Below are 26,295 nucleotides of genomic sequence, written 5' to 3'. Positions count from 1 at the left end.
AACATCAACCCGGGCTGACCGGGCGATTTTTACTTTTCTGTACACGGTAAATTGACATTATCCTGTAACAAAAGCTTAAGGCTGACGATACCATCGTCCATCTGCACATCCACGTTAAAATTGAGTTTTTTCGCCAGCGTGACCATGCCACGGTTGCCCGGCATGGTGATGCCGTTCAGTTGTTGCAGGCCATGGGCGCGGGTGTAACGAATCATTTTTTCGAGTAACCGCCGCCCCATTCCCAGACCTTTCAGATCGGAACGTACCAGCACGGAGAACTCTGCATCAATGTTGTCGGCATCCGAAATGGCGCGGGTGACGCCGATGATCTCCGGCTGTCCCTGGTGCTGACGCACCGCGACGATCGCCATTTCCCGGTCATAGTCGATCTGCGTCATATTGGCCAGATCGTCATGTGTGAATTCGTTAATTTCGCTGAAATAGCGGTAGTAGAGATCTTCTTTGGTTACCTGACTGATGAAGTCACGCAGCAGCGGTTCATCTTCAGGTAAGATCGGGCGGAACAGGCAATGCTGACCATCTTTCAGCTCCACCTCCTCTTCCAGGTGCTGAGGATAAGGACGAATCGCCAGGCGGGTTTCGCTGTCGCCGTCAAAGGGGGCCAACGACAGGGTGACGTCCAGCAGCGTGAAATCACTGCCCGCCGCCAACAGCGGATGAATATCCAGGCGCGCTATTTCCGGGCAATCCACCACCAGGTTAGACACCTGTACCAGTAACTGGCTCAGCGCGGCAACATCAAGAGGGATGAGCGCACTGCGGCTGCGGATCTTACCGCCTTTTATCGCCTGTATGACCAGATAGCGCGCCAGCGTCATATTGAGCGGCGGCAACGCTACGGCAGCCTGTTTCTCAGCCTGCCATTCCACGCCACCTTCACCCAGCATGATGATCGGGCCAAACAGCGGATCCTGTTCCACGACGATGCGCAGCTCCTGTGCTCCGGCACGATTTGCCATGCTCTGCACGACCAGCCCTTCGATTCGGGCGCTGGGTAACGTCTGTTTTACGCGGTCGATAATGGCGTCTGCCGCGCGCCGCACTTCAGCAGCATTGCGCAGATACAGCATCACGCCCTGAACGTCGGATTTATGCGCCACGTCCGGGGAGCGCAGTTTTAGCGCAACCGGGTAACCGATTTGTTCGGCAATGGTGACCGCATCATCGCTGTCTTTCGCAATCCAGGTGGGCAGAGTGGCCAGTCCGTAGGCTTTGAGCACCGGCTGCACCTCATGCGTATCCAGCGATAACACACCCTGATTTAATGCCTGAGATAAGATCTGGTGCGCCTGCGCACTGTCCTGAGTCAGACTGGCCGGCAGCGCGGGGGTTTCCCGCAGTAACTTCTGATTACGCCGGTATTCCACCTGGTGCATAAAGGCGGTAACGGTACCTTCCGGCGTGCGCCAGGTAGGAATGCCCGCCTGCGTAAAAGCCCGGCGCGCCACCTGAGAAGAGTATTCCCCGCACCAGTTCGTCAACAGCGTAAGCTGTTTACCGCGCGGATGTTGTTGCACCAGCTGAATAATTTTCTCTGCGGTTTCGGTGGCGGGGGCAACGGCACTGGGGGCATGAATCAGCATCAACGCATCTAAATCATGGCTGTCGAGCAGCACGCTAATACAGTCAAGATAACGCGCCGGTGTGGCATCGTCTTTTAAATCAAGCGGATTGCCATGTCCGACGCCCTCCGGCAGGACAGCATTGAGCTGCTGCACGGTCTCGTCGCTCAGCACGGCCAGCTTACCGTTGCGGGCATAGAGTTCATCCAGCGCCAGTGCGGCGGGCGCGGCACCATTGCTGACGATCATCAGGCGATGACCACGCGGCGGGCGCATATGGCTTAAGGATTCCACTGCGGTAAACAGCTCGTGGGTATCCTGTACCCGCAGTAACCCGGCGCGCTGAATGGCGGCATCCCAGGCGGCATCCAGACCACTGTGCGTTCCCAGCAACGCCTGTGCCTGACGGCTGCGCCCACTTTTGATGATCAGGATGGGCTTATTACGTGAGGCGCTTCGCGAAGCCGAGACAAAACGGCGTGCATCACTAAGATGTTCAAGATAAAGCAGAATCGCGCTGGTTTTGCCATCGCGGGCAAGAAAATCCAGCAGGTCATCCACGTCGGTATCCAAACTGTCTCCCAGCGCGATAAACCAGGAGAAGCCCAGGTTACGCTGCTGTGCCCAGTCGAGAATGGTATTAGAGACGGCGGATGACTGCGAAATAAACGCAATGCGGCCCTTAGCAATGGGTACGGGCGAAAAGCTGGCATTCAGTCCCTGCCACGGTGCCAGCAGGCCCAGACTGTTAGGGCCGAGCAGGCGGATCTGCCAGCGGCTGGCGCACTGTTTTAATTCGGGAAGCTGGCTGGTGGGCGCAGAAAGAATGATGCAGGCTTTACAGCCTTTCTCGCCAAGCTGCTGCAGCAGTTCCAGATTCCTTTTGTGATGGGTGCAAATCACCGCCAAATCCGGGGCGAAAGGCAGACTGTGAATATCAGGCCAGGCCAGCACGCCGCTGACGGCTTTGTATTTTGGCGTAACCGGCAACACCGGTCCGCTAAAACCACCGGCCAGCAGGTTGCGCATCATGAAATAGCCTGCGCGTCCCGGTTTGATCGAGGCGCCGATAACCGCAATGGATTTCGGCCTTAACAGCGCTTCCAGTCCGCGTTGACTCATCACGTACTCCATTCATCAGGATTTAGGTGATTGTAAACGTATTTGCCCCGTTTTACCGCCGGGCAGATCGCAGGCTGAAGAAGGGCGTACATCAGCGCGCCCGGGACACTATTCGTCACGCATGTACGTGACCGCTAACGTTATCGGTTCTGACCGGGATGGTGCGGTTTACCGGCCAGGTAAGCCTGGCGAAACTGCTCGAAATGCCGGGATAAAGCCTGCGCTGCGTCGCTGTCGCCCGCCTGCTGCAGTAATGCCGCTGCAATTTCTGCCGTACAGTGCTGGCCTTCGCCATGTGCTTCACGCAGCGTGTAGCGGGAAGGGGACGTTACATTGAGCGACAGCACCGGGAAACGATCAAGCCAGGGGCTTTTGCGAAACATCTTCCGCGCCTCATTCCAGGTACCGTCCAGCATAATAAACAGCGGCGGTTTGCCCGACAGCGGCGGCGCGTGGAGAACCTCGCGACCGTCATCCGCATAGGAGGCAGGAAAAACCACCATCGGCTGATAAGCCCCATCGGCCACCGCCGCCAGTAACAGCGGATCGGGCTCCGTGCGTGACCAGCCAAAGGCCTGCGTATTTGGCAACACATCCGCAATCAACCGGCCGGTATTGCTTGGCTTCATCGGCTCGGTATCAAACATCACCAGGCAAAAGCGGCTCCGGGCGGACTGTGTAACGATGCTGTCGCACAGGCACTGTTTTTCCGGCAACAGACAGCCCTGACAGCGAAGCACACGATTTCCGCGGGCTAAAAAAGGACGCGTAGCACGCGCCAGACGTTGGCTGCGTAAACGTAAAACGGCGTTATCAGACATGATTCTTCAGGACAGGAAAAAGCGTAGTGTAATCGAAGCGTCGGACAAAAGGAAAAGGCCAGCAGATGCTGGCCTCAGGGACTTACAGGGATTCGTCGAGCCACTCATTAAAGGGGGCTTTCGGCATCGCGCCGTTCAGCACATCCACCATCTCGCCTTTTTTAAACACCATGATGGTCGGGATACTGCGAATGCGGAAACGGCTGCTCAGGGCTGGCTCGGCTTCGGTATTCACCTTCAGAAAGCGAACCTTACCGCTACGCTCCTGCGCGACGTCTTTATAAACGGGTGCAAAGTTGACACAAGGGCCGCACCAGGGTGCCCAAAAATCCACGACGACAGGCAGGTCATCCTGCAGATAGCTGTCCAGCGTGGCGGCAGTGGCGTTGATCACGTCACCCGAAAACAGGCTTTCGCCACAACGACCACATTTGGCACCATCGGCAAGCCGTTCTTCGGGAACGCGATTGGTTGCCTGACAAGACGTGCATACCGTATTCATAAAAAACCTCTGATAATGATGTAGAGCGCTTTGCTCAATATTGTCCATTATGAAAGGGTGATAAGATCCGCTCAATGTGGATTGCTCTATAGGTTCAATAGTTGATAGCTAAGCGCAGTCACATCAGGTAATCTTCGCGCTCTCAATGCAGGAGGAAGAAATGAACGACGAATTTAAAGGCAAAAGTGGTAAGGTCAAAGTCATGTATGTGCGTGGCGAAGATGAGCAAAGCGCGCGTGCGCCCAATCCTCGTACAGGCAAAGGTGGCCGTCCTGCTGCTCGCCGTGAAGACACTCGTCGTTCATCCGGCCCACGCACTGAGCGCAGTGAAGACGGCGGACGCAGTACAGGTCGTCGCAGCGACAGCGCGCCACGCCGCAATGACAGTGCACCTCGCCGCAACGATCGCAGCAGCGATAACCGCGACGCTTACGGCAGCAGTGATTCGCCCTGGCGCACCGTTTCCCGTGCACCGGTCGATGAGCCCAAATCGGATAACCCGGGCATCAGCGGTAAAGGTGTCGTGGACGTAGAGCAGATCCGCCGCCAGCGCCTGGAAGAAACCCGGGTTTATGGCGAAAACGCCTGTCAGGCGCTGTTCCAGAGCCGTCCCGAAAGCATCGTGCGTGCCTGGTTTGTGCAGAGCGTTACGCCGCGTTTTCGCGACGCGCTGCGCTGGCTGGCAGCGAACCGTAAAGCCTACCACGTGGTAGATGACGCTGAGATCACCAAAGCCTCCGGCACCGAACACCATGGCGGTGTGTGCTTCCTGATTAAAAAGCGCATGGGCATGGATGTGGCCGCGTGGCTGGAGAAGGCCGAAAGCAAAGACTGCGTGCTGGCCCTTGAAGATGTCAGTAACCCACATAACCTTGGCGCTATCATGCGTAGCTGTGCACATTTCGGTGTGAAAGGGCTGCTGGTGAATGATGCCTCGTTGCTGGAATCCGGCGCGGCAGTTCGTACCGCGGAAGGCGGGGCGGAACACGTTCAGGCCATCAGCGGCACAACCTTTACGCAAGGCCTCGACGCGTTCCGTAAAGCGGGTTACACCATCGTAACCACATCCAGCCATCAGGGTACGCCGCTGTCTGAAGCCGAGCTGCCTGCCAAAATGGTCCTGGTGTTAGGGCAGGAACGTGAAGGCTTGTCCGACAGCACGTTCCAGCAGGGCGATATGAGCCTGTCAATTGGCGGCACCGGTAATGTGGAAAGTCTGAATGTGTCGGTCGCGACCGGTGTGCTGTTAGCCGAATGGTGGCGTCAGAACGCATAATCTGTGCGAGCAAAACGATGGCGCGGCCAATGCGCCATCATGCTCTATGCCGTTCGTTACCGCGCTTTACTCTCCCTCAGGCTTTGATCGCTGATAATGCGCATCCATCTCATCAAGTACCTGTTGATTCTCCAGTCCCCATTGATAAAGCTGTTCCACCGGTTCCGCAAAGGTTCTGCCCAGCGCCGTTAACTGATATTCCACTTTAGGCGGCACCACGTCATAAACATGGCGGGAAATTAGTCCGCGTTGCTCCAGCTGTTTTAGCGTCTGAAACAACATCTTTTTCGATATTCCCTGCAGGCTTCGCTGCAGTTCCCCCGTGCGTGCGCGGCCACCTGGCCAGTGAAACAGCGCGTGCAGCACCATTGTGCTCCACTTCACCGAAAACAGATCCATCAGGCGGCGCGGTGGCGAATCCACATAAAAAACCAGTTTTCCGTCAACCCAGGCTGGCATAGTGTCCTTCCTTTCTATGGTCACCAAAGGGTGACTACTATCAATAATGAACCCATTTGAGTAGAGTTTGCCGCCTTCCGTTAAATAACGCCAGATACGATGAGAGGCACAATGAAAATCAATGCACTGATCGCCCACGATGCGACACAACCCCTGACGCCCGGCCAGATAGCGCTGCGTCCGCTTCAGCCCAGTGATGTCAGAATCGAAATTCTTTACTGTGGCGTTTGCCACTCCGATTTGCACATGGCCCGCAATGAGTGGGCGGTGAGCCACTATCCATTAGTACCCGGTCATGAAATTGTGGGCCGGGTTATTGAAACCGGCGGAAAGGCCAGCCGTTTTGCCCCCGGCGATCTTGTCGGTGTGGGCGTGATGGTGGATGCCTGCCGCACCTGTCGTTTTTGTCAGCAGCAGGAAGAGCAGTATTGCGAAGCTGGCTTCACCGCGACCTATAACGGCACAGATAAATATACCGGGGAGCGCACCCGGGGCGGTTATGCGGAACACGTTGTCGTCGATCAGGATTTTGTCGTATCTGTTCCTTCGCACTTGCCGCTGGCAGGCGTGGCCCCGCTATTGTGTGCGGGCGTCACTGTGTGGTCACCGCTCCGTCACTTTGATGTCAAAGCGGGCGACAAGGTTGGCGTCATTGGCCTGGGTGGGCTGGGGCACATGGCGGTAAAACTGGCGAGCGCACTGGGTGCGGACGTCACGCTGTTCACCACCTCTCCCGACAAAGCGGAAGATGCGCGCCGACTTGGTGCCCGTCATGTCGTGGTATCACGCCATGCAGCAGAGATGCAGGCCTGTCAGCAGTCGCTGGATCTGATCGTGGACTGCGTTGCCGCGCCTCACGATCTGGATCCCTATCTGGCCACGCTTAAAACCAATGGCCGTCTGGTGCTGGTGGGCATTCCCGACAGCCCGCACGCCTCACCGGATATCACGCCTATGGTATTCCGCCGTTTAAGCATCAGCGGCTCTTCTATTGGCAGCATCAAAGAAACGCAGGACATGCTGGACTTCTGCGGTGAGAACAATATTACGGCTGACATTGAATTGATTCGCGGAGAGCAGACAGAAGAGGCATTTGCGCGGATGCTGAAAGGGGAGGTGAAATACCGGTTCGTGATTGATATAAAAGCGACGCGTTGGTAAGGACGTTCTGGCGTACCGGGCAGGTACGCCAGAACCGGCGAAGACAGTGCGGCAGCCGCTAGTGCGCGCCGCCGCCTCCGCCGCCTGCGCCGAACGGTGGACGGGCAAACCAGATCAGGACCAGCAAGACGAGGAACACGCCCGCCGAGGCCCAGAAAATCTCATTGGCAGAGATAATCAGCCCCTGATTGGTGATCTGCTGGGCGATGTAGGCCGATGCCTGCTGATGCGACATGCCCATCCCTTCAAGCTGGCTGTACATCTGCTGCGCATTGATGTTGTACGGCGTCACCGATTCGGTGAGGTTGCTGTGGTGCATTGCCTCACGATCCGTCCACATTGTCGTGGTAATGGAAGTGCCAATCGAGCCCGCCAGCGTACGCACAAAGTTAGACAGGCTGGATGCCGCGGCCATGCGCTCTGGTGGCAGACCGGAAAGCGTGATTGTCGTCAATGGCATAAAGAAGCAGGCCACCGCGAAGCCCTGAATAAACTGAGGCCAGGCGGAGGCCGCAAAGTCCATCTCGGGCTCAAAGGTGTAAGCTCGCCAGTAAAAACAAATGGCATACATAATGAAGCTAAACGTTACCAGTTGCCGCATGTCTATCTTATGCGAGAAACGCCCAATAATCGGCGACAGGATAACCGGGATAATCCCCACCGGTGCCGACGCCAGCCCGGCCCAGGTTGCGGTATAGCCGTAGACCTCCTGCAACAACTGCGGCAACAGGACAATCGAGCCAAAATAGAGCATGTAGGCCAGGCTAATCGACAAACAGCCTATGGTGAAATTACGCGATTTGAACAGCGACAGATCGACTATCGGATGCTCATCCGTCAACTCCCATATCAGCAACATCACGAGCGCCACCACGGCGACAATGGTCAGAACGATGATTTCCGTCGAACTAAACCAGTCCAGCTCTTTACCCCGATCCAGCATGACCTGCAGCGAACCGACTCCGACAATCAGCAGGACCAGCCCGACGGTATCGATCGGTCGAATCTGTGTCTGGGTTTCACGACCACGCAGGGTTTGCAGCGTCAGCATAATGACGACAACCCCGATAGGAACGTTGATAAAGAAGATCCAGCCCCAGTGGTAGTTATCGCTGATCCAGCCGCCGAGGATCGGTCCACATATCGGGGCCACGATCACCGTCATCGCCCAGAGCGACAGGGCGATACTGCGCTTGGCCGGAGGATAGTTGTTCAGCAACAGGCTTTGCGACAGCGGAATCAACGGACCGGCCACGATCCCCTGAATGACGCGGAAGAAAATCAGCATCTCCAGGCTTTCTGACATACCGCAGGCCCAGGAGGCCAGCGCAAACAGGATAGTGGACCAGGTAAAGAGTTTGACTTCACCGATGCGCCTGGCGAGCCAGCCGGTAATCGGAATCGAGATAGCATTGGCCACCCCGAATGAGGTGATGACCCAGGTTCCCTGGGAGTTGGACGCTCCCAGGTTACCGGCAATCGTCGGAATCGCAACGTTCGCAATGGTAGAGTCCAGAACCTGCATGAACGTCGCCAGCGATAACGCAATGGTCATTAAGACCAGCGGCATCCCTTTAAGCGGTGTTTGTGCCATTACAGCCTCCGGCTCATCATCCGGCGTTCGCGTGGACGATATCGGTGATCAGCGTATTAACCGGTGCCAGGTCAATGGCCAGCGCGTTAGTGCTGTAAGCTGCCTGCTGACGTACGCTGGTTGCCAGTACGCTACCGTCTTTATTGTCGGTATCAATTTTGACCAACGTTGACAGGCCAATACGCAGTGGATGCTTCGCGACTTCGTCCTGGTTCAGCTCAATGCGCACTGGCAGGCGCTGAACGACTTTAATCCAGTTGCCCGTGGCGTTCTGTGCAGGTAACAGGGAAAACGCGCTGCCTGTGCCCATATCCAGCCCCACCACTTTGCCGTGATAGACCACATCGTCGCCGTAGATATCTGCCACAACGGTGGCCGGTTGACCAATACGCACGCCTGCCAGTTGGGTTTCTTTGAAGTTTGCATCCACCCACAAATCCGTCGCCGGGACGACAGCCATCAGCGGGGTACTGGTGCTGATTTGCGATCCGACCTGGACGCTACGACGCGAGACATAACCGTCCATCGGGCTGCGAATATCGGTACGTTGCAGTGCCAGCCAGGCGTCACGCAGTTGCGCGGCGCTCTGTTTTACGGCCGGCTGGTTTTCCAGTGAGGTGTTCAGGATCATCGCCTGGTTGGCGTTGTATTGCTGAATTGCCACATCCAGCTCTGCTTTCGCGGAGGCCACGGCATCGCGCGCATGTTGCAGTTCTTCACGGCCAATCAGGTTGGACGCACCCAACGGTTCGCGGCGTTTCAGATCGGCCTGCGCCTGATCCAACGCCGTCTGACGGAGTGCAATGGTGGCCTGATACTGTTTCGCATTAATCATCTGTTGGTGCACCTGACGAACGCTGGTAGCCAGCTCCGTCTGCGCTTTTTCAAAGGCCTGCTGTGCGTCAGTTTTATCCAGCGACACCAGCACATCCCCTTTTTTGACATAGTCCGTATCGTCAAACCAGACTTTGTTCACGCTGCCAGATACCTGGGCCATGATCTGCACCTGATTACCCGCAACATAGGCATCATCCGTTTCCTGAAAATGACGCAACACTAAAAACCAGTATACGCCCCACGCAATGCCGAGCAGTACGACCACCAGCGCCAGTAAAATCAGTGCGCCTTTGCGCTTTTTCTTTTTGTTGTTCACAGGCTGATGCGGGCTTTGCGCCTCTGATGCACTCATGTATTTCTCCACGTTTTCCACTATGTCGGCGAGGTCAAGTCCGTTTTCGCCTTCGCCCGAGCCAAAAAAGCCAGCGACTAAGCGCTGGCCGGATGAAAGAGGGTTAAAATAACGATTTCGTCAGGTGATTGTGTCGCAGATCTTGCTATTACCGTGATAACGAGGCAGACAGTTTGTCTTCTTCCATTTTATCCAGTCGGGTAAGCAACTTACGGGTGATGCTTTCGAGCTGCGACTTTTCGTCAGCGGTCAGAGCGGACCACAGATATTGCAGGCTCTGATGCTGTGGCGGCAGAACCTGCTGCAGGAAGGCATTACCTTTGTCGGTCAGATGCAGATGCAGACAGCGGCGATCCTGCGCACTTTCACGGCGCTCAATCCAGCCGCGTTTTTCCAGCTCATCAGCGATGCGCGTGGCGTTGGTACGTGATGAACCCAGCGCGGTGCTCAGTTCAGAAGGCTGAATGCTCTGATCTTCCTGCGCATCCAGGGTCAGCAATGCCATAAACAGGGTTTCATTGATGCCCTGTTCTTTCAGCATTTTATTACGATTATCCAGCAGCTTACCTTGCATATGCATGCAGAGTCGCGTCAGAAGAATCTCCTGGAAGGGGAAATCCGCATGACGATTGGCGCGGATGTTTAACATTTGCTCAATGGGAGTAAACGAACTTTCCATTAGAAAAAACCTCACTAATTTCAACTTTTATAGTAACCACGGCGACAGCATGACTGTTGAGTCACCGGACACAGAAGCGGTGTTCTCGGGCTGTTCCACTGTGGTGATTCAAGATCTGTCCTTGACCCCAGGGTGAAGGTGGTGCGCATCGATATCACAGGCGTTGGTCGTAGAGCGAAACGGTACGGCATCAAATGATTTCGAAAGAAAAAATAACCGACGTGAATAACTTTGGGGCCAACCATAGCAAACTCACACTCGGCTGAACAGGCTAAATCACACTATTCTGGCTATTCGGTTGCTCTAAGCGGTGATTCCTCCACCAGACAAGTAAATTCAGTAACGTCAGTGTTGCACCGGCTGCGCAAACCCCATGCCAGCCGCCCAGATGATAGGCATTGGCAGACAGCAGCGAACCCAACGCACCGCCGATAAAGTAGCTGGTCATATAGCCGGCATTCAGGCGGTTACGGGCATCAGGCTGACGCGCGTAAATCACGCTCTGATTGGTGATATGCACGCCCTGTACCGCCAGATCCAGCAGCAAAATGCCGATAATCAGAGCTGCAAGATGCTGCGTGCCCCAGGCGGTCACGCTCCATGACAGCAGCATAATCAGCAAGCCCATGCTGGTGGTCAGTTTCGCTTTACCTTTGTCCGCCAGCACCCCGGCTTTTCTGGCCGCCAGTGCGCCAGCGGCACCCACCAGCCCCAGTAAGCCGATCTCCCCTTCCGAATAACCGTAGGGCGCGGAAGAGAGCAGAAAGGCCATTGAGGTCCACAGGATGCTGAAATTGGCAAACGTCAGGCAACCGGTAAAGGCCCGGGTGCGCAGAACAGCGTCGGCCGCATACAGCCTGAAAATGGAAACCAGCAACTGCGGATAATTTAACGAGACCGAGGGGGTAATACGCGGCAGCGCGCGCCATAGCGCCAGTGCCATCAACAGCATTAAGACGCTGGCGACCCAGTAGACGGTTTGCCAGCCGCCCAACTGAGCCAGGCCGCCCGCTACGGTGCGCGCCAGCAGAATACCCAACAGCAAGCCACTCATGACGGTGCCGGTCACTTTGCCCCGTGTTTCCGGGCGGGCCAGGGTGGCTGCCAGCGGTACCAGAATTTGCGCCGCGACAGAAAAGAGCCCGGTAAGTACCGTTCCCAGTAACAACACAGGAAAGGAGGAGGAAAGGGCAATGATCACCATACCAAGCGCCGCCAGCACCATCATGGCAACAATCAGTCCACGCCGTTCCAGCATATCGCCAAGTGGAACCAGCAACAGCAGACCGCAGGCATAGCCGAGTTGCGCGCTGGTCACGATAAACCCGGCGAATGCGACGGATAAGTGAAAGTGAAGGGCGATAGTATGCAGCAGAGGCTGAATATAATAATTACTGGCGACGCACAGTCCCGTGGCAACGGACATCAGTCCCACCAGCGCGGAAGATAAACCAGGGTGAGACGTTGTCATAGGTCGTCAGTAGCAAAGATGAATAATAATGTGGCGTTAATAATAACCTAAAAAATAATTTGATAGCTATGTTTATGTGATGGTCGGGTAACAGTAAAGATCGACAGCCGTTTACGTCGGGTTTGTTGGTCGCGATTTCTCGGGTTGTGGCAGGCACAGACTTATCCCTCTGTCAGATTGGATCCGGGTACGGCGCCCCGTTTTGGCGTCGGAATAAACGGGTTTCTCAACGCCATGCCAAAGGCAGCGCGATGCTGAGAGCGGTCAGTGCGTGAGCAGTGATATCGGTCTGGTTAACCCTGGCAACGGCGGCCAAATCGTTACCGTCATTTATTGTGGCGCGATCGGCACCCGTTCCGCGGACGGAGAGGGAAGGTTCAGCGCGCTGTGAAAATGCCGCGCGCCTGTCCCTTCGCTAAGGGGAAACGTGCCGTTGACAGCACGGCACACAACGTCTTAAAAATTCCAGTCTTCGTCTTCGGTTTCGACCGCTTTCCCCATCACGTAAGACGATCCTGAGCCCGAGAAGAAATCATGGTTCTCATCCGCATTGGGTGACAGTGCCGCCAGAATGGCCGGATTGACCTGCGTGAGCTCCGCCGGGAACAGAGCCTCGTAGCCCAGATTCATCAACGCTTTATTGGCGTTGTAATGCAGGAAGGTCTTCACCTCGTCTGCCCAGCCTGTTTCGCCGTACAGCGCTTCTGTATAGGCCACTTCATTTTCATACAGCGCCAGCAGCAGATCGATGGCGAACTGCTGTAAGGCTTCGCGGCGGACCTCATCGACCTGCTCAAGCGCTTTCTGGTATTTATAGCCGATATAGTAGCCGTGTACCGCCTCATCGCGGATGATTAAACGAATCAGATCCGCCGTATTGGTCAGCTTGCCGCGGCTGGACCAGTACATCGGCAGCCAGAAGCCCGAATAAAACAGAAACGACTCCAGAAAGACGCTGGCGATTTTTTTCTTTAACGGATCGTCAGCGCGGTAATGGGTCAGGATAATCCCGGCTTTATTTTGCAGGGCCTGGTTCTCTTCGCTCCACTGGTACGCCGCATCCACATCGCTGGTATTACATAAGGTCGAAAAAATCGAGCTGTAGGAGCGGGCATGCACCGCCTCCATAAAGCTGATATTCGACAGCACCGCCTCCTCATGCGGCGTCAGCGCGTCAGGCATTAACCCCGGTGCGCCCAGCACATTCTGAATGGTGTCCAGCAGCGTCAGGCCGGTAAAGACGCGAATGGTGAGCTGCTGTTGTGACTTGTCCAGCGTCTGCCAGGCCGGCAAATCATTGGACAGCGGGATTTTTTCCGGCAACCAGAAGTTGCTTGTCAGACGGTTCCAGACCTCAAGATCTTTCTCATCCTGAATCCGGTTCCAGTTAATCGCGTGAATATGTCGAAGTTGCATAACAGGTTTCTCACAGTGCACAGGAGACGCAGCCCTGCACTTCGGTGCCTTGCAGGGCCATCTGGCGCAGTCGAATGTAATAGAGCGTTTTGATACCTTTCTTCCAGGCGTATATCTGCGCTTTATTGATGTCGCGCGTGGTCACGTCGTCCCGGAAGAACAGGGTCAGTGACAGGCCCTGATCCACATGTCGGGTTGCCTCAGCGTAGGTATCAATAATGGCCTCCGGCCCAATCTGGTAGGCATCTTCATAGAACGCCAGATTGTCATTGGTCATGAAGGGGGCGGGATAGTATACGCGACCGGTTTTACCCTCTTTGCGGATCTCAATACGCGACACAATCGGATGAATACTGGAGGTGGCGTGATTGATGTAGGAGATCGACCCCGTGGGCGGGATAGCCTGCAGATTCTGATTGTATAAACCCGAGGTCATCACCGCTTCACGCAGCGCCAGCCAGTCTTCACGTCCGGGCAGCGTAATGCCCGCTTTGGCAAACAGGGCGGCAATGCGGGCGGTGCGCGGCTGCCAGTCAGCGTTCAGATACTTGTCAAAGTAAGCGCCGGTGGCATAGGTCGAGGACTCAAAACCCTCGAAGGTTTGCTGGCGTGCTTTTGCCAGCTGATTCGAGGCGCGCAGCGCATAATAGGTCACACAGTAAAAATAGAGATTAGTGAAATCCAGTGCTTCCGGGGAACCATAGAAGATGCCTTCCCGCGCCAGATAACCATGCAGGTTCATCTGGCCCAGGCCGATCGCATGGGAACGCCGGTTACCTTCTGCAACGGAAGGCACGGACGCAATATCACTCATCTCTGATACCGCCGTCAGGGCGCGGATTGCCGTATCCACCGTCTGTGCGAGATTGCCCGAGTCCATCGCATGCGCGATATTCAGGGAACCCAGATTACAGGAAATGTCTTTTCCCACGCGGCGGTAGCTCAGGTCTTCATTAAACTCGCTGGCGCTGTTCACCTGCAAAATCTCTGAACAGAGGTTGCTCATATTAATGCGACCGGCAACAGGGTTATCGCGGTTGACGCTGTCCTCATACATGATGTAGGGATAACCCGATTCAAACTGAATTTCCGCCAGCGTCTGGAAGAAATCGCGCGGCTGAATATAGGTTTTACGAATGCGGTCATCCGCCAGCATCTCGTGATATTTCTCACTGACGCTGATATCACCAAACGCCTGACCGTAGATCCGCTCCACATCGTAGGGCGAGAACAGCGCCATCGGCTGATTCTCTTTGGCAAGCTGGAAGGTGATGTCCGGGATCACCACGCCCAGCGACAGGGTTTTAATGCGGATTTTCTCGTCGGCGTTTTCGCGCTTGGTATCCAGAAAACGTAAAATGTCAGGATGGTGAGCACTGAGCCAGACTGCGCCCGCTCCCTGACGTGCGCCCAACTGGTTAGCATAGGAGAACGCATCTTCCAGCATTTTCATGACCGGAATGACGCCGGAAGACTGGTTTTCAATGCGCTTAATCGGCGCACCGGCCTCCCGCAGGTTCGACAACAGGAACGCCACGCCGCCGCCGCGTTTGGACAGCTGCAGGGCGGAATTCACCGCCCGGCCAATCGATTCCATATTGTCTTCAATACGCAACAGGAAGCAGGAAACCAGCTCGCCGCGCTGTTGCTTGCCGCAGTTAAGGAACGTCGGCGTGGCAGGCTGAAAACGGCCACTGAGGATTTCCGCCAGTACTGCGCGTGCCAGGCTTTCGTCGCCCCGTGCCAGCGTCAGTGCCACCATGCAGGCACGCTGCGCAAAGGTTTCCAGATAACGCTTGCCGTCAAATGTCTTCAGCGTGTAGCTGGTGTAGTACTTCCACGCGCCTAAAAAGGTTTTGAACTCAAAACCCCATGCGTCGGCTTCATCGTGCAGGGCACACAGGAAGTCAAAATCGTACTGATTCAGCACGTCCGCTTCATAGTAGCCTTCTGCAACCAGATAGCGCAGGCGCTCGGCTACGCTGGCAAAGTGCAGCGTATTGGGTTGCACGTGCTGAATAAGGAACTGTCGCGCCGCCTGCTGATCCTTTTCAAACTGAATACGGCCATCGGCGTCGTAAAGATTCAGCATGGCGTTCAGCGCATGGTAGTCCAGCGCAACGTTGTTCAGAGTGTCTGTTGTTGCCAAAATTGGGTTACTCCCGCTTTTACATTGGCGATATCGTCCGGCGTTCCCATCAGTTCAAACCGATACAGGTAGGGAACCTGGCATTTCTTAGCAATGATGTCGCCCGCCAGGCAGTAGCCTTCACCGAAGTTACGGTTACCGGCCGCGATCACGCCGCGCAGACCGCGACGATTGGCTTCATCATTAAGAAACTGAATCACCTGTCTGGGCACGGCGCCGCGATGACTGCCACCGCCATAGCTCGGCACCACCAGAATATAAGGCTGGTGAATATGCAGCGGTTGCTTACTCTCAATCGGTATGCGGTGCGCGGGCAGGCCCAGACGGGTAATAAACCGATGGGTGTTTTCCGACTGGCTGGAAAAATAGACCAGTGGGAACATGTGACTACCCGCCGATGGTCGTGGTTTGGGTTAAACGGGCTATCTTGTCAGGACGAAAGCCACTCCAGTGATCGTCATGGGTCATCACCACGGGCACCTGGCGATAGCCCAGCGCTTTCAGGCTGTCGATTGCGTCCGGCTGGGTATCCAGATTGATCAGTTGGTAATCGATGCCGTGGCGATCCAGTGCATTCTTCGTGGCATTACACTGGACACAGTGGTTTTTAGTGTAAATAATAATGCGCATGATTCGTATTCCTCTTTCATTGCGGTCCTGCTGCGAATAACGACGTGTATATCCCTGAATCAGGCTTCGTTCGTGCAAACATCTTGTGGGCTGACAATGAAATGAATACTAGATGTAGTATTTATGGCGGTCAATAGCACCATATGTAGGGTTAATCGCGATTATCGCGGCAAGTCAGGCCTGGCGCGCTCTGCCACCCGAAAAATAAATTTGTAAAGCTGATTGATTAAAAAACAGGCATAAAAAAGCCCCGCTCAGTGAGCGAGGCGGATGATAACGGTGTGGAACAGCGTTAGCGGCGTGAAACCAGTAGTGCGCCTAATACAATGCCGACGGCCGCGCCGATACCGACACCGTACCAGGGTTTGTCATGGACATACGCGTCAACCTGATAGCCGGCATCGCGGGCCACCTGCGTGACACGGTTACCGCCGCCGTTCAGTTTTGCCCGGGTTTGCTTAAGCAGGGCTTCAGCCTGACTGCGCGCAGAATTGACTTCGTCTTTGGCCTCGCTGCCGTAAGACTTCAGCAGGGCTTCAAGTGAATCTGCCAACTCATTAACATCCTGATTGATATCAATGTCATCGTTTTTTTGCGTTCGATTAAACATTTTTGGCTCCCTTGTCATTAACACGTAATACTCAGTGTAGACCACGTTTTGCTTAACGAGGCGCGGGACGACCCTTTAGGGAAAATTCCGAATGCCCGTACAGCCACGCTGATGTAAGGTTGCGTGGCTTTTGAAGAGGAGAGGATCAAGCATGTATTTACGACCAGATGAGGTAGCGCGCGTCCTGGAAAAAGTGGGCTTTGAAGTCGATGAAATTACCCCCCGTGCGTACGGCTATCGTCGTGGCGACAACTATGTTTACGTCAATCGCGAAGCGCGCATGGGGCGCACGGCGCTGGTCATCCACCCGACGTTAAAAGAAAAAAGTCAGCCCTTCGCCGAACCGGCCTCAGAAATGAAAACCTGTGATCACTACACACAGTTCCCTCTCTACCTGGCCGGTGATACGCAGGAACACTACGGTATTCCGCACGGTTTCAGTTCGCGAATGGCGCTGGAACGCTACCTGCAAAGCGTGTTTGGCTAACGCATTCCGCCCCGTTATCACGGGGCGCCGATCCCGGCCTTTCTGGCACCTTACCGCTTCGCCCGTTGCATTTCGGCGCGACGACGCGTATAAATCTGCTGCATATAGATGTTTAGACGTCCATACGGATGAGGTTTATGAGCGAGCAGAATACGTCTTCGCAGGGTCAGTTCAAGCGAACCATGAAAGTACGCCACCTGGTGATGTTATCGCTGGGCGGCGTGATCGGTACGGGCCTGTTTTTTAACACCGGCTACATCATTTCCACGACAGGGGCCGCCGGTACGCTGCTGGCTTATCTGATTGGCGCGCTGGTGGTCTGGCTGGTCATGGCCTGCCTGGGCGAGTTGTCCGTGGCGATGCCCGAAACCGGCGCATTCCACGTCTATGCGGCCCGCTATCTGAGTCCGGCAACCGGCTATACCGTGGCCTGGCTCTACTGGCTGACCTGGACCGTCGCGCTGGGGTCCAGCCTGACGGCGGCAGGGTTCTGTATGCAGTACTGGTTTCCGCATGTGCCGGTCTGGATCTGGTGCCTGGTCTTCTGTATTGCCATCTATCTGCTGAACGTGATTTCTACCCGCTTCTTTGCGGAAGGGGAATTCTGGTTTTCCATCATCAAAGTCATCACCATTGTCGCCTTTATCGTCCTGGGCGGTGCAGCCATGTTCGGGTTTATTCCCATGAAGGACGGTACGCCAGCACCCGGACTGAGCAATCTTACCGCTCACGGCTGGTTGCCCAACGGTGTGTTGCCGATCATCATGACCATGGTGGCGGTGAACTTTGCCTTTTCCGGCACTGAGTTAATCGGTATTGCCGCCGGTGAAACCGAAAACCCGCAAAAAGTCGTGCCGCTGGCTATTCGTACCACCGTTGCTCGTCTCATCCTGTTCTTTGTCGGCACCGTCTTCGTGCTGGCGGCGCTGATCCCGATGGATCAGGCCGGTATCGTCAAAAGCCCGTTTGTGCTGGTGTTTGAGAAAATCGGTATTCCATGGGCAGCGGATATCATCAACTTTGTTATTCTCACGGCCATCCTGTCAGCGGCGAACTCGGGCCTGTATGCCTCGGGCCGGATGCTGTGGTCGCTGGCCAATGAAAACACCTTGCCGCGCGCCTTCGCCCGGGTAAATAAACGTGGCGTACCGCTGCTGGCTATCACCGTCAGCATGATTGGCGGGCTGCTGGCGCTGTTTTCCAGTGTGGTCGCGCCGGACACCGTATTTGTGGCGCTGTCTGCTATCTCTGGCTTTGCCGTCGTGGCGGTGTGGCTCAGCATCTGTGCATCGCACTATGTTTTCCGTCGCCGCCATGTGCAGCAGGGCAAAGCGCCAGCGGACCTGATTTACCGCGCGCCGCTCTATCCGTTTACGCCGATTCTGGGCTTTTTACTCTGCCTGCTGGCCTGTGCCGGGCTGGCGTTTGATCCCTCACAGCGCATTGCCCTGTGGTGCGGAATTCCGTTTGTGCTGTTTTGCTATGGCGCTTACCATGTGACCCACAAAAAATCACAGGCTAAGGAGGCCAGAGATGTCGCGTAATCCTGTATCACACGCACTGCAGCAGACTGCTCCGTTGATTCTGGATGGGGCGCTGGCGACTGAGCTGGAAGCCCGGGGCTGCGATCTGACGGATGCGTTGTGGTCCGCGAAAGTGCTGATGGAAAATCCTGAGCTGATTTACCAGGTGCACTATGACTATTTTGCTGCTGGCGCGCGCTGCGCGATTACTGCCAGCTATCAGGCGACGCCACAAGGCTTTGCGGCACGAGGTTTGAACGAACAGCAGTCGCTGGCGCTGATCGCACAAAGCGTCGAACTGGCTCAACGTGCCCGCGCAGATTACCTGGCGACGCAGACAGACGACAGGATATTGCTGGTAGCAGGCTCGGTGGGCCCTTATGGCGCGTTTCTGGCGGACGGGTCGGAATATCGCGGCGACTATACGTTGCCCGAAGCCGAGATGATGGCGTTTCATCGCCCCCGGATAGCTGCCTTGCTGGCAGCGGGCGTGGATGTGCTGGCCTGTGAAACCCTGCCTTCGTTTGCCGAAGCGCAGACGCTGGTCAACCTGCTGCGCGAATTCCCTGACAGCTGTGCCTGGTTCTCCTTTACGCTGCGTGATGCGGAACACCTCAGCGATGGTACGCCGCTGCGTGACGTTGCGGCCTACCTGAATGCGCAGTCGCAGGTTATTGCCGTGGGGATCAACTGCATCGCGCTGGACAGTGTCACACCCGCTCTGCAGCAGCTTCAGCGCCTGACAGAGAAGCCCCTGGTGGTGTATCCCAATTCGGGTGAGCAGTACGATGCCAACAGCAAAAGCTGGCACTCCGCGCCCTCAGGTTGCACGCTGCATGACAAATTTGCCGAATGGCAGCAGGCCGGCGCCCGACTGATTGGCGGCTGCTGCCGCACCTCACCCCGTGACATCGCGGCGATTGCCCGCCATTGTCAACCGCAATAAAGCAGCAGAATCGGGCGATGATAGCCCGATTGAGAAGGATGAAAAGGTGGGAAGGGCGGTTTACACTGTGCTTCCTGACTTTTATCGGATCCTGCCATGAAACAGCACATTCTGGCTCTCGCTGCCGCGATGCTACTGAGCGGTTGCGCCACCATTGTTGGCAACGAAACCCAATCGGTTCTGATCGATTCGCAGCCGCCCGGCGCGCGTTTTACCGTACAGGATGAAACTGGTCGTCCGGTTGCGGAAGGCTATACGCCAAAAACCGTCATCCTGGAAAAATCCACCCATCGCTATTTTGGTAAAAAGCACTATTTGCTGATGCTGGAAAGTCCGGGCTATGTGCCCGTCACGGTGCCGATCGAAGCCCGTGCCAACCTGTGGTACCTGCTGGGGAATATTCCACTGCTGGGCTTCCCCGGCTGGCTGCTGGTCGATCCGTTCTACGGGGGCATGTATAACCTGGAGCCCGAGCATCCAAAGCCTTACATGAACCCGGTCGGCGCACGCGGCTGATTACTGGGCGGTAGGTTTTACCATACCGCCCGGTGCTTTATGGCGTTCCAGATACTGATGCTGGAAAATGCACATACGAATGGTGTTGCGGTATTCGCCATTGATAAAGAATTCGTGTTTAAGCACGCCTTCAATCTCAAAGCCCAGTTTGCTGTAGATGTGGATGGCTTTCTCATTTTCCTGATCGACGATCAGGTAGAGCTTATACAGATTCAGCACGGAAAAACCGTAATCCATCGCCAGCTTCGCCGCCTGGGTGGCCAGACCTTTGCCCTGATGCGCCGGATCAATGATGATCTGAAATTCAGCGCGGCGGTGAACATGGTTAATCTCCACTAACTCCACCAGCCCCGCTTTTTGCCCCTCATGCTCAACCACGAAGCGCCGTTCGGTCTGATCGTGAATGTGCTTATCGTACAGATCGGACAATTCCACGAAGGCTTCATACGGCTCTTCGAACCAGTAGCGCATGACGCTGGCGTTGTTATCCAGCTGATGCACAAAGTGAAGATCTTCTCGTTCCAGTGGGCGAAGTCGGATGCTCATGGTTTTTCCTTGCATCAGGCTGAGTCGGCAATCTGCTCAACGATCCGTCCCTGCGCCATCCGGACGGCACGGTCACACATGTGATCAATCACATCGGGATCGTGGCTGACCAGCACCATCGTCAGACCATCCTGACGCTTAAGATCGTTAAGCAGATTGAGAATCTCAGCCTGGATTGACATATCCAGTGCCGATGTTGGCTCATCCAGCAGCAGTATTTTGGGCTGCAGCAACAGGGCGCGCACGATAGCTACACGCTGGCGCTGACCGCCGGACAACTGATGAGGATAGCGATCGGCCAGCGACGGCTCCAGCCCCACATGGCGAAATCCCTCATGAATACGATCGTCGATGTTGTCCCGTTTCAGCAGTTTGAGCGGCTCGGACAGCGTACGGCGCAGGCGATGGCGGGGATGCAGGGAGGCATAGGGATCCTGAAACACCATCTGCACCTCCTGACGCAGCGCGCCGGTAAAGCTTTTGCCCGGCAGGACTTTGTGCACTGCCAGTTCCATATTCCCCTGCCAGTGCGGGTTCAGTCCGGCCATCACCCACAGCAGCGATGACTTGCCGCAGCCAGACGGGCCGACCAGACCAAAACACTCGCCCGCGTTAACCTGCAGGTTAACGTCGTGTACGACGGTGCGCAGATCGTAACCCTGTTTGTGTGACACGCTCAGGTGTTGCAGATTAATCATGGTGAGCCTCCAGCGCTGCGCGGTCCAGCACCGGTAGTGGTTGTCCGTGCGTGGCTTTACTGGGGCGGCAGGACCACAGCGTGCGAGTGTAGGGATGGGTTGCGCGCGGCAAATCCGCCGCAGGCAGCGTATCCAGCACGCGACCTTTGTACATTACCATCACGCGCTCGCAGTGCTCTGAGACCTGTTGCAGATCATGGCTAATTAGCAGCAGGCCCATGTTGCGGGACTCCACCAGCTCACGAATCAGCGACAGCACCTGATCGCGCATGGCGTGATCCAGTGCGGATGTCGGCTCGTCGGCAATCAAAAAGGCCGGATCGGTAATCAGGGCGATGGCCAGCATCACGCGTTGTCCCATCCCGCCGGACAGCTGATGCGGATAAACCTGCATCAACTGGCGCGGATTAGGCAGGCCGACGGCATCCAGCATGTCGCACACCTTTTCTTTGCGCGCTGCGCGGCTCAGGCGACGGTGCAGAATCAGCGGCTCTTCCACCTGCCAGCCGATCGTCCGTGATGGATTCAGCGCATATTTGGGGTCCTGCATGACCATGGCCACGCGCTCGCCCCGCAGCTTACTCCAGCCGCGCTCGTTCAGGGCCAGGGCATTTTCACCCGCGACCTGAAGCTGGCTGGCCTGCAGATGCAGGGCAGGGGACAGTAAGCCCATTAACGTCCGGGCGGTCAGCGATTTACCCGAACCGGATTCACCAACCAGCGCCACGCGCTCCCGCCCGATGGAGAAACTGATATTGTCGACCAGCGTCGCCGCCTCGCTGCGGATGCTGAGTGACTCCACAAGAATGTTATTTTGCATGTCGGGTATCCAGTCGGTCACGCAGGCCATCGCCTGTCAGGTTAAACGCCAGGCTGGCAAACAGAATGGCCGCGCCGGGAGCCGCCGCCACCCACCACTGGTCAAAGATCACCTTACTGCCTTCCGCAACCATTGAGCCCCACTCGGCGGTAGGCGGTTGCACGCCCATGCCCAGAAAGCCCAGTCCGGCAGCGGCCAGGATAATCCCGCCCAGGCTCAGCGCCGCGCGCACCACGGCGGTGGGCAGGCACAGCGGCAGAATATGGCCGAACATCAGGCGAAAGCCGGTAATGCCTTGCATACGGGCGGCGGCCAGATAGTCACTGCGCCGCAGCGCCAGGGTTTCGGCGCGCGCCTGACGGGCAAACGGCGGCCAACTGGTCAGCGCCAGCGCCAGCGCACCGTTCATCAGGCCCGGTCCCATAATGGAAACCAGCGCCAGGGCAATCACCAGGTTTGGCAGTGAAAGAAAAATATCAGTGATGCGCATTAAGACGCGCTCGGTCCAGCCGCCCGTATAGCCGGCGGTAATGCCCACCAGCAGGCCCACCGGGATAGTGAGGATCAGAATCAGTGATACCAGCAGCAGCGTCGGACGTGCGCCATAGATCACCCGTGAGAGCAGGTCGCGGCCAAAGCCATCGGTGCCAAACCAGTGTGCAGCCGAAGGCGGCAGCAGGCGGCTGGAGATGGTTTGCAGATTGGGATCGTAAGGCGCGATGAACGGTGCCAGCACTGCCATCAGAATGACAATCGCCACCAGCGTTAACCCGATGGTTAACGAGGTGATGCGTCGGCGGCTGCGTCGTGGTCGCACCGTTTCAAGTTCAGTAAGTTGTTGCGTCATCGTGTTCTCGGATCGGTTAACCAGGTGAGGGCGTCCGCCAGCGCATTGATCAGAATAAAACAGCTTCCAATCAACAGAGTGGCCCCCAGAATGGCTGGCACATCGCCAGAGAAGAGCGCATTGGTCATATAGCGCCCTACGCCAGGCCAGGCGAACACGGTTTCTGTCAGCACCGAGCCTTCCAGCAGCGTGGCGTAGGACAGCGCAATCACGGTAATGAGCGTACCCAGCACGTTCGGGAAGATATGGCGCAGCAGAATCCGTACCCGGCCCGCGCCTTTTGCCCGCGCCAGCACCACATACTCTTTGCTGCTCTCTTCCAGCAGCGCCGCGCGCAGCAAACGGGTAATGCCCGCCATCGCCAGCAGGCCCAAAATCACCATCGGCAACCAGAGATGGGCCACCGCGTTCCAGAAAATTTCCCGGTCGCCCGACAGCCAGCTGTCAACCAGCACAAAGCCGGTTTTCGGCTCCAGCGTATAGGCCCAGATATCATCCAGCCGTCCCGGTCCGGCAGACCAGTGCAGCACCGCATAAAACAGCAATAAGCCCAGCAGGCCCAGCCAGAAGACCGGCACAGAGTAACCCAACAGGGAGATAAAGCGTGCCACGTTATCGATCACGCTGCCGGGTTTCCAGGCGGCCAGCAACGCCAGAGAAACGCCAAAAATCACGGCAAAAATCATTGCGCAGGTGGCCAGCTCAATGGTGGCCGGAAACGTCTGCAACAGGTCACTGCTGACGGGCTGATTCGTCAGACGGGAAACGCCGAGATCGCCGCGCATCAGATGCGCAATGTAGTGCCAGAACTGCATCAGTACCGGCTGATCCAGCCCGAGATCGTGACGAACCTGCGCATAGGTCGCTTCACTGGCATGATCGCCCGCGATTTGCTGTACCGGATCGATCGGCGAGAGATGCGACAGCATAAAGGTAAACGCCAGCAATCCTGACAGGGTGATTACCAGTGACAGTAAGCCTGATGAAAGGCGGCCAGCGCGCCGCCAAAAATGCCGGGCGGACCCGGCAGAAGAGGCAGAGTGTGCCATTACTTAGTAACCTGCGAATAGTAAACCATGTCCGGGTTAATGCCCTGAACGTAGCCTTTAAGGTTATCGCGCAGGGCGATAAGGTTTTTCGCCTGCAGTCCAATAACATAAGGCGAGCTTTTCAGCACTTCACGTTGCATCGCCTGGTAAAGTTCAACGCGTTTTTTCGGATCGCTTTCCGCGGTTGCAGCCAGCACCTGCTTATTCAGCTCTGGAATATGCCAGTCAGAACGGTAAGCAATCGTCTTGCTGCCATCTTCCGGGTTGTAGGCGAACGACGAGGCGTTGGTATTCGGATCAAAGTAGTCTGCGCCCCAGGCGTTGATCGTGCCTTCGTAGTTATGCGCTTTGACGCGGGTAGAAACTTCAGAGCTCAGTCCCGGCAACACTTCCACTTTTACGCCGCCTTTAGCAAAGCTGCCCTGCAGTGCCTGGGCAATATCCAGATACGGGGGCTGATTGCTGGTGGACAGGGTAAAGCTGACATTCGTCAGGCCGGCTTTTTTCAGGATCGCTTTCGCTTTTTCCGGATCGTAACTGTACGGGTTGTCGTTTAAGGCACCCAGAAAACCTTTCGGCAGAAACGTCTGGTGCACATCGAACTGCCCTTTCAGCAGCTGTCCGGCAATGCCTTTATAGTCGAACAGGTAGCGTGCCGCTTCCCAGAAGGCCGGGTTTTTTAACGCCGGGTTGTTTTTGTTGCCGATGTTGAACTGGATGTAATACAGCGAGGCCATCGGAATCGCGTCGGTTTTCACACCGCTTTTGCCCTGCAGCGAGGCAATCTGGTCTGCCCCCAGGTTACGGGCGATGTCGGCGTCGCCTTGCTCAAGCAGCAACCGGCGGGCCGCCGGTTCCGGCACATTTTTGATCAGAATATTTTTAATCTTCGGCGCGCCGGCCGGTGACGTCGGGTTGGCGGTCAGGATGACGGCCTGATGCATCACCACTTTACGAATCTGGTAAGGGCCGCTACCGGCAGAGTTGGTGGCCAGCCAGCCGTTACCGAAATCGCCTTTTTCGGCGTGCGCGCTGACAGTTTTTTCATCGACGATGGAGGAAACCGGTGCGGACAGCAGGCTAAGAACGTAAGCCGGGCTGACGTTCGCCGTCCAGCTAATCTGCACATGGTTGTCATCAACCTTTTTCAGGAAGCCATCCACATTATCTTTGTTCCAGCCGAGCTGGGTCAGAATAAAGGAAGGATCCAGATTCAGTTTCACCACGCGCCCCAGCGAGAAGATCACATCTTCCGGGCGCAGGGGATTGCCGCTGGCGAATTTGGCGTCTTTACGCAATGCAAACGTCAGGCTGCGGTTATCGCTACCTGGCTGCCAGGATGTCGCCAGGGTCGGTTTTAAATCTGTGGGGTTTTGTGGATCCGACTGCACCAGGCGCTGATAAATGTTGGTAAACGCTTGCACGCTGGTCAGTTCAAACCCTTTCGCCGGATCAAAGCTGTCTGCATCGTCTGTTGACTGTACGACGACCAGGGTATCTTTTGGTGTGGCGGCGTTAACGCTGAATGCGGTGGCCAGTGACAAGGCCAGTAATGATGGAATTATTTTTTTCATGGAAAATCCTTGCCTGAGAAAGTAACGCGAGTGTACGAAAGGGCTCATGCAAAGAATAGTCGATTATGGGCTAATGATATGCAAAAAAGTTATAAAAAATGCAGCACAGTTATAAGGCTGATCAGGCGGTCATGCTGAAGTCACAACGGTTAATAAACGAAACCGGGATTGAACCGTTATTTTCTTTACCCGAACGGGGCTGGGATTATACTAAGCGAAAATAGTCGCAGGAGTCATACTTTGGACAGTCACCCTAAATACGTTATTACTCCGGCAAGCTAACTGCATTTCGCTGCTTGCCACCTGGCGGGCAGCAATCTTCCCTGTACGATCCGATTGCTCTCCCTGAAATAAACGCTGTAGTCACTGCGAGAGCGCATTATGTTTATGTATATTCAGGCCCTTTTTCCTCCGCCTCGACAGGCGTAGCCGCTGGCTGCGCACCCTTTCTCATACAGTCATTTTTTGTGCGTTTATTTCGCCAGGTACGGTATTGCGCGGTATTTTTATTTTTCTGCGCGGCGGACGTGCGCGCTTATTTATTAAAAACTGACTGAACCTCTTTACCGGAAATAACCGGACATACAGGCATGCTTTATTTCGCATGCAGGATATCTGTTGCTTTAA

The 26,295-nt window shown here is 55.9% G+C and carries 25 protein-coding genes; 6 read left to right on the top strand and 19 right to left on the bottom strand.

The window, feature by feature from the left end:
- Positions 1-29: 29 nt before the first annotated feature.
- The 3 genes from C1N64_RS18615 to trxC all read right to left on the bottom strand — a co-directional run bounded on the left by C1N64_RS18615 (position 30) and on the right by trxC (position 4,028).
- Positions 30-2,705: a bifunctional acetate--CoA ligase family protein/GNAT family N-acetyltransferase gene (locus C1N64_RS18615; protein WP_033739454.1), complete on the bottom strand. Its 2,676-nt coding sequence runs from the start codon at positions 2,703-2,705 to the stop codon at positions 30-32.
- A gap of 140 nt (positions 2,706-2,845) precedes the next feature.
- Positions 2,846-3,526 (bottom strand): tRNA-uridine aminocarboxypropyltransferase, encoded by a 681-nt coding sequence (locus C1N64_RS18610; protein WP_033739452.1) that lies wholly within the window; start codon positions 3,524-3,526, stop codon positions 2,846-2,848.
- Positions 3,527-3,608: 82 nt separating this feature from the next.
- Positions 3,609-4,028, bottom strand: coding sequence for a thioredoxin TrxC (gene trxC / locus C1N64_RS18605; protein WP_039340125.1), 420 nt, complete (start codon positions 4,026-4,028; stop codon positions 3,609-3,611).
- Positions 4,029-4,188: 160 nt separating this feature from the next.
- Here trxC and C1N64_RS18600 point away from each other — a divergent pair, with 160 nt between their 5' ends.
- Positions 4,189-5,304: a tRNA/rRNA methyltransferase gene (locus tag C1N64_RS18600; RefSeq protein ID WP_367143727.1), complete on the top strand. Its 1,116-nt coding sequence runs from the start codon at positions 4,189-4,191 to the stop codon at positions 5,302-5,304.
- 66 nt (positions 5,305-5,370) lie between these two features.
- Here the strand turns inward: C1N64_RS18600 and C1N64_RS18595 are convergent, their stop codons facing one another.
- Positions 5,371-5,763 (bottom strand): winged helix-turn-helix transcriptional regulator, encoded by a 393-nt coding sequence (locus C1N64_RS18595; RefSeq protein WP_394515092.1) that lies wholly within the window; start codon positions 5,761-5,763, stop codon positions 5,371-5,373.
- Positions 5,764-5,874: 111 nt separating this feature from the next.
- Between C1N64_RS18595 and C1N64_RS18590 the strand changes: the two genes are divergently transcribed.
- Complete coding sequence (locus C1N64_RS18590) at positions 5,875-6,924, top strand: NAD(P)-dependent alcohol dehydrogenase (protein ID WP_033739450.1); 1,050 nt, start codon at positions 5,875-5,877, stop codon at positions 6,922-6,924.
- A 58-nt stretch (positions 6,925-6,982) separates the two neighbouring features.
- Here C1N64_RS18590 and emrB read toward each other — a convergent pair whose 3' ends face one another.
- From emrB to C1N64_RS18545, 9 genes are all read right to left on the bottom strand, one after another.
- Positions 6,983-8,518 (bottom strand): multidrug efflux MFS transporter permease subunit EmrB, encoded by a 1,536-nt coding sequence (emrB, locus tag C1N64_RS18585; protein ID WP_039340119.1) that lies wholly within the window; start codon positions 8,516-8,518, stop codon positions 6,983-6,985.
- Positions 8,519-8,534: 16 nt separating this feature from the next.
- Complete coding sequence (gene emrA / locus C1N64_RS18580; RefSeq protein WP_033739448.1) at positions 8,535-9,707, bottom strand: multidrug efflux MFS transporter periplasmic adaptor subunit EmrA; 1,173 nt, start codon at positions 9,705-9,707, stop codon at positions 8,535-8,537.
- Between the two features lie 148 nt (positions 9,708-9,855).
- Positions 9,856-10,386 carry a transcriptional repressor MprA gene (mprA, locus tag C1N64_RS18575; protein WP_033739447.1) on the bottom strand — a complete coding sequence of 177 codons (531 nt, stop codon included), beginning with the start codon at positions 10,384-10,386 and terminating at the stop codon, positions 9,856-9,858.
- A gap of 271 nt (positions 10,387-10,657) precedes the next feature.
- The gene (locus C1N64_RS18570; protein ID WP_162286425.1) at positions 10,658-11,857 is read right to left on the bottom strand and encodes an MFS transporter; all 1,200 of its coding nucleotides are present in this window, start codon (positions 11,855-11,857) and stop codon (positions 10,658-10,660) included.
- Between the two features lie 456 nt (positions 11,858-12,313).
- Positions 12,314-13,273, bottom strand: a complete 960-nt coding sequence (nrdF, locus tag C1N64_RS18565) for a class 1b ribonucleoside-diphosphate reductase subunit beta (RefSeq protein WP_394515091.1) — start codon at positions 13,271-13,273, stop codon at positions 12,314-12,316.
- Between the two features lie 10 nt (positions 13,274-13,283).
- Positions 13,284-15,422 carry a class 1b ribonucleoside-diphosphate reductase subunit alpha gene (gene nrdE / locus C1N64_RS18560; protein WP_394515090.1) on the bottom strand — a complete coding sequence of 713 codons (2,139 nt, stop codon included), beginning with the start codon at positions 15,420-15,422 and terminating at the stop codon, positions 13,284-13,286.
- Entirely contained in the window at positions 15,401-15,805 is a 405-nt protein-coding gene (nrdI, locus tag C1N64_RS18555; protein WP_006120681.1) for a class Ib ribonucleoside-diphosphate reductase assembly flavoprotein NrdI, read from the bottom strand. Before nrdI ends, nrdE begins: the two co-directional genes overlap by 22 nt.
- A 4-nt stretch (positions 15,806-15,809) precedes the next feature.
- Entirely contained in the window at positions 15,810-16,052 is a 243-nt protein-coding gene (locus tag C1N64_RS18550; protein ID WP_006120680.1) for a redoxin NrdH, read from the bottom strand.
- A gap of 292 nt (positions 16,053-16,344) precedes the next feature.
- The gene (locus C1N64_RS18545; protein ID WP_033739441.1) at positions 16,345-16,662 is read right to left on the bottom strand and encodes a DUF883 family protein; all 318 of its coding nucleotides are present in this window, start codon (positions 16,660-16,662) and stop codon (positions 16,345-16,347) included.
- A 151-nt stretch (positions 16,663-16,813) separates the two neighbouring features.
- On the opposite strand from C1N64_RS18545, the gene C1N64_RS18540 reads away from it, so the two are divergent.
- The 4 genes from C1N64_RS18540 to C1N64_RS18525 all read left to right on the top strand — a co-directional run bounded on the left by C1N64_RS18540 (position 16,814) and on the right by C1N64_RS18525 (position 20,134).
- Positions 16,814-17,149, top strand: coding sequence for a DUF2002 family protein (locus tag C1N64_RS18540; RefSeq protein ID WP_006120678.1), 336 nt, complete (start codon positions 16,814-16,816; stop codon positions 17,147-17,149).
- Between the two features lie 137 nt (positions 17,150-17,286).
- A complete protein-coding gene (gene mmuP, locus C1N64_RS18535) occupies positions 17,287-18,693 on the top strand; it encodes an S-methylmethionine permease (RefSeq protein ID WP_006120677.1) in 1,407 nt (468 codons plus the stop codon).
- Complete coding sequence (gene mmuM, locus C1N64_RS18530) at positions 18,683-19,618, top strand: homocysteine S-methyltransferase (protein ID WP_162286424.1); 936 nt, start codon at positions 18,683-18,685, stop codon at positions 19,616-19,618. The genes mmuP and mmuM overlap by 11 nt, the downstream gene beginning before the upstream one ends.
- Positions 19,619-19,714: 96 nt before the next feature.
- Positions 19,715-20,134 carry a hypothetical protein gene (locus C1N64_RS18525; RefSeq protein ID WP_006120675.1) on the top strand — a complete coding sequence of 140 codons (420 nt, stop codon included), beginning with the start codon at positions 19,715-19,717 and terminating at the stop codon, positions 20,132-20,134.
- On the opposite strand, the gene speG is transcribed toward C1N64_RS18525, so the two are convergent.
- The 6 genes from speG to C1N64_RS18495 are packed head-to-tail and all read right to left on the bottom strand — an operon-like array spanning position 20,135 to position 25,668.
- On the bottom strand, positions 20,135-20,680 hold the full coding sequence (speG, locus tag C1N64_RS18520) for a spermidine N1-acetyltransferase (RefSeq protein ID WP_006120674.1): 546 nt from the start codon (positions 20,678-20,680) through the stop codon (positions 20,135-20,137).
- 14 nt (positions 20,681-20,694) lie between these two features.
- Positions 20,695-21,378, bottom strand: coding sequence for an ABC transporter ATP-binding protein (locus C1N64_RS18515; protein WP_394515089.1), 684 nt, complete (start codon positions 21,376-21,378; stop codon positions 20,695-20,697).
- Complete coding sequence (locus tag C1N64_RS18510) at positions 21,371-22,198, bottom strand: ABC transporter ATP-binding protein (protein WP_033739435.1); 828 nt, start codon at positions 22,196-22,198, stop codon at positions 21,371-21,373. The genes C1N64_RS18515 and C1N64_RS18510 overlap by 8 nt, the downstream gene beginning before the upstream one ends.
- Positions 22,188-23,045 carry an ABC transporter permease gene (locus C1N64_RS18505; protein ID WP_262959391.1) on the bottom strand — a complete coding sequence of 286 codons (858 nt, stop codon included), beginning with the start codon at positions 23,043-23,045 and terminating at the stop codon, positions 22,188-22,190. Before C1N64_RS18505 ends, C1N64_RS18510 begins: the two co-directional genes overlap by 11 nt.
- On the bottom strand, positions 23,042-24,094 hold the full coding sequence (locus tag C1N64_RS18500) for an ABC transporter permease (protein WP_394515088.1): 1,053 nt from the start codon (positions 24,092-24,094) through the stop codon (positions 23,042-23,044). Before C1N64_RS18500 ends, C1N64_RS18505 begins: the two co-directional genes overlap by 4 nt.
- Entirely contained in the window at positions 24,094-25,668 is a 1,575-nt protein-coding gene (locus C1N64_RS18495; protein WP_033739429.1) for an ABC transporter substrate-binding protein, read from the bottom strand. The genes C1N64_RS18500 and C1N64_RS18495 overlap by 1 nt, the downstream gene beginning before the upstream one ends.
- Between the last annotated feature and the right edge of the window lie 627 nt (positions 25,669-26,295).

It is taken from the genome of Pantoea sp. SGAir0215 (assembly GCF_043543215.1).
Note: the sequence above shows the minus strand (reverse complement) of the source record. Positions and strands in the feature narration are given on the sequence as shown.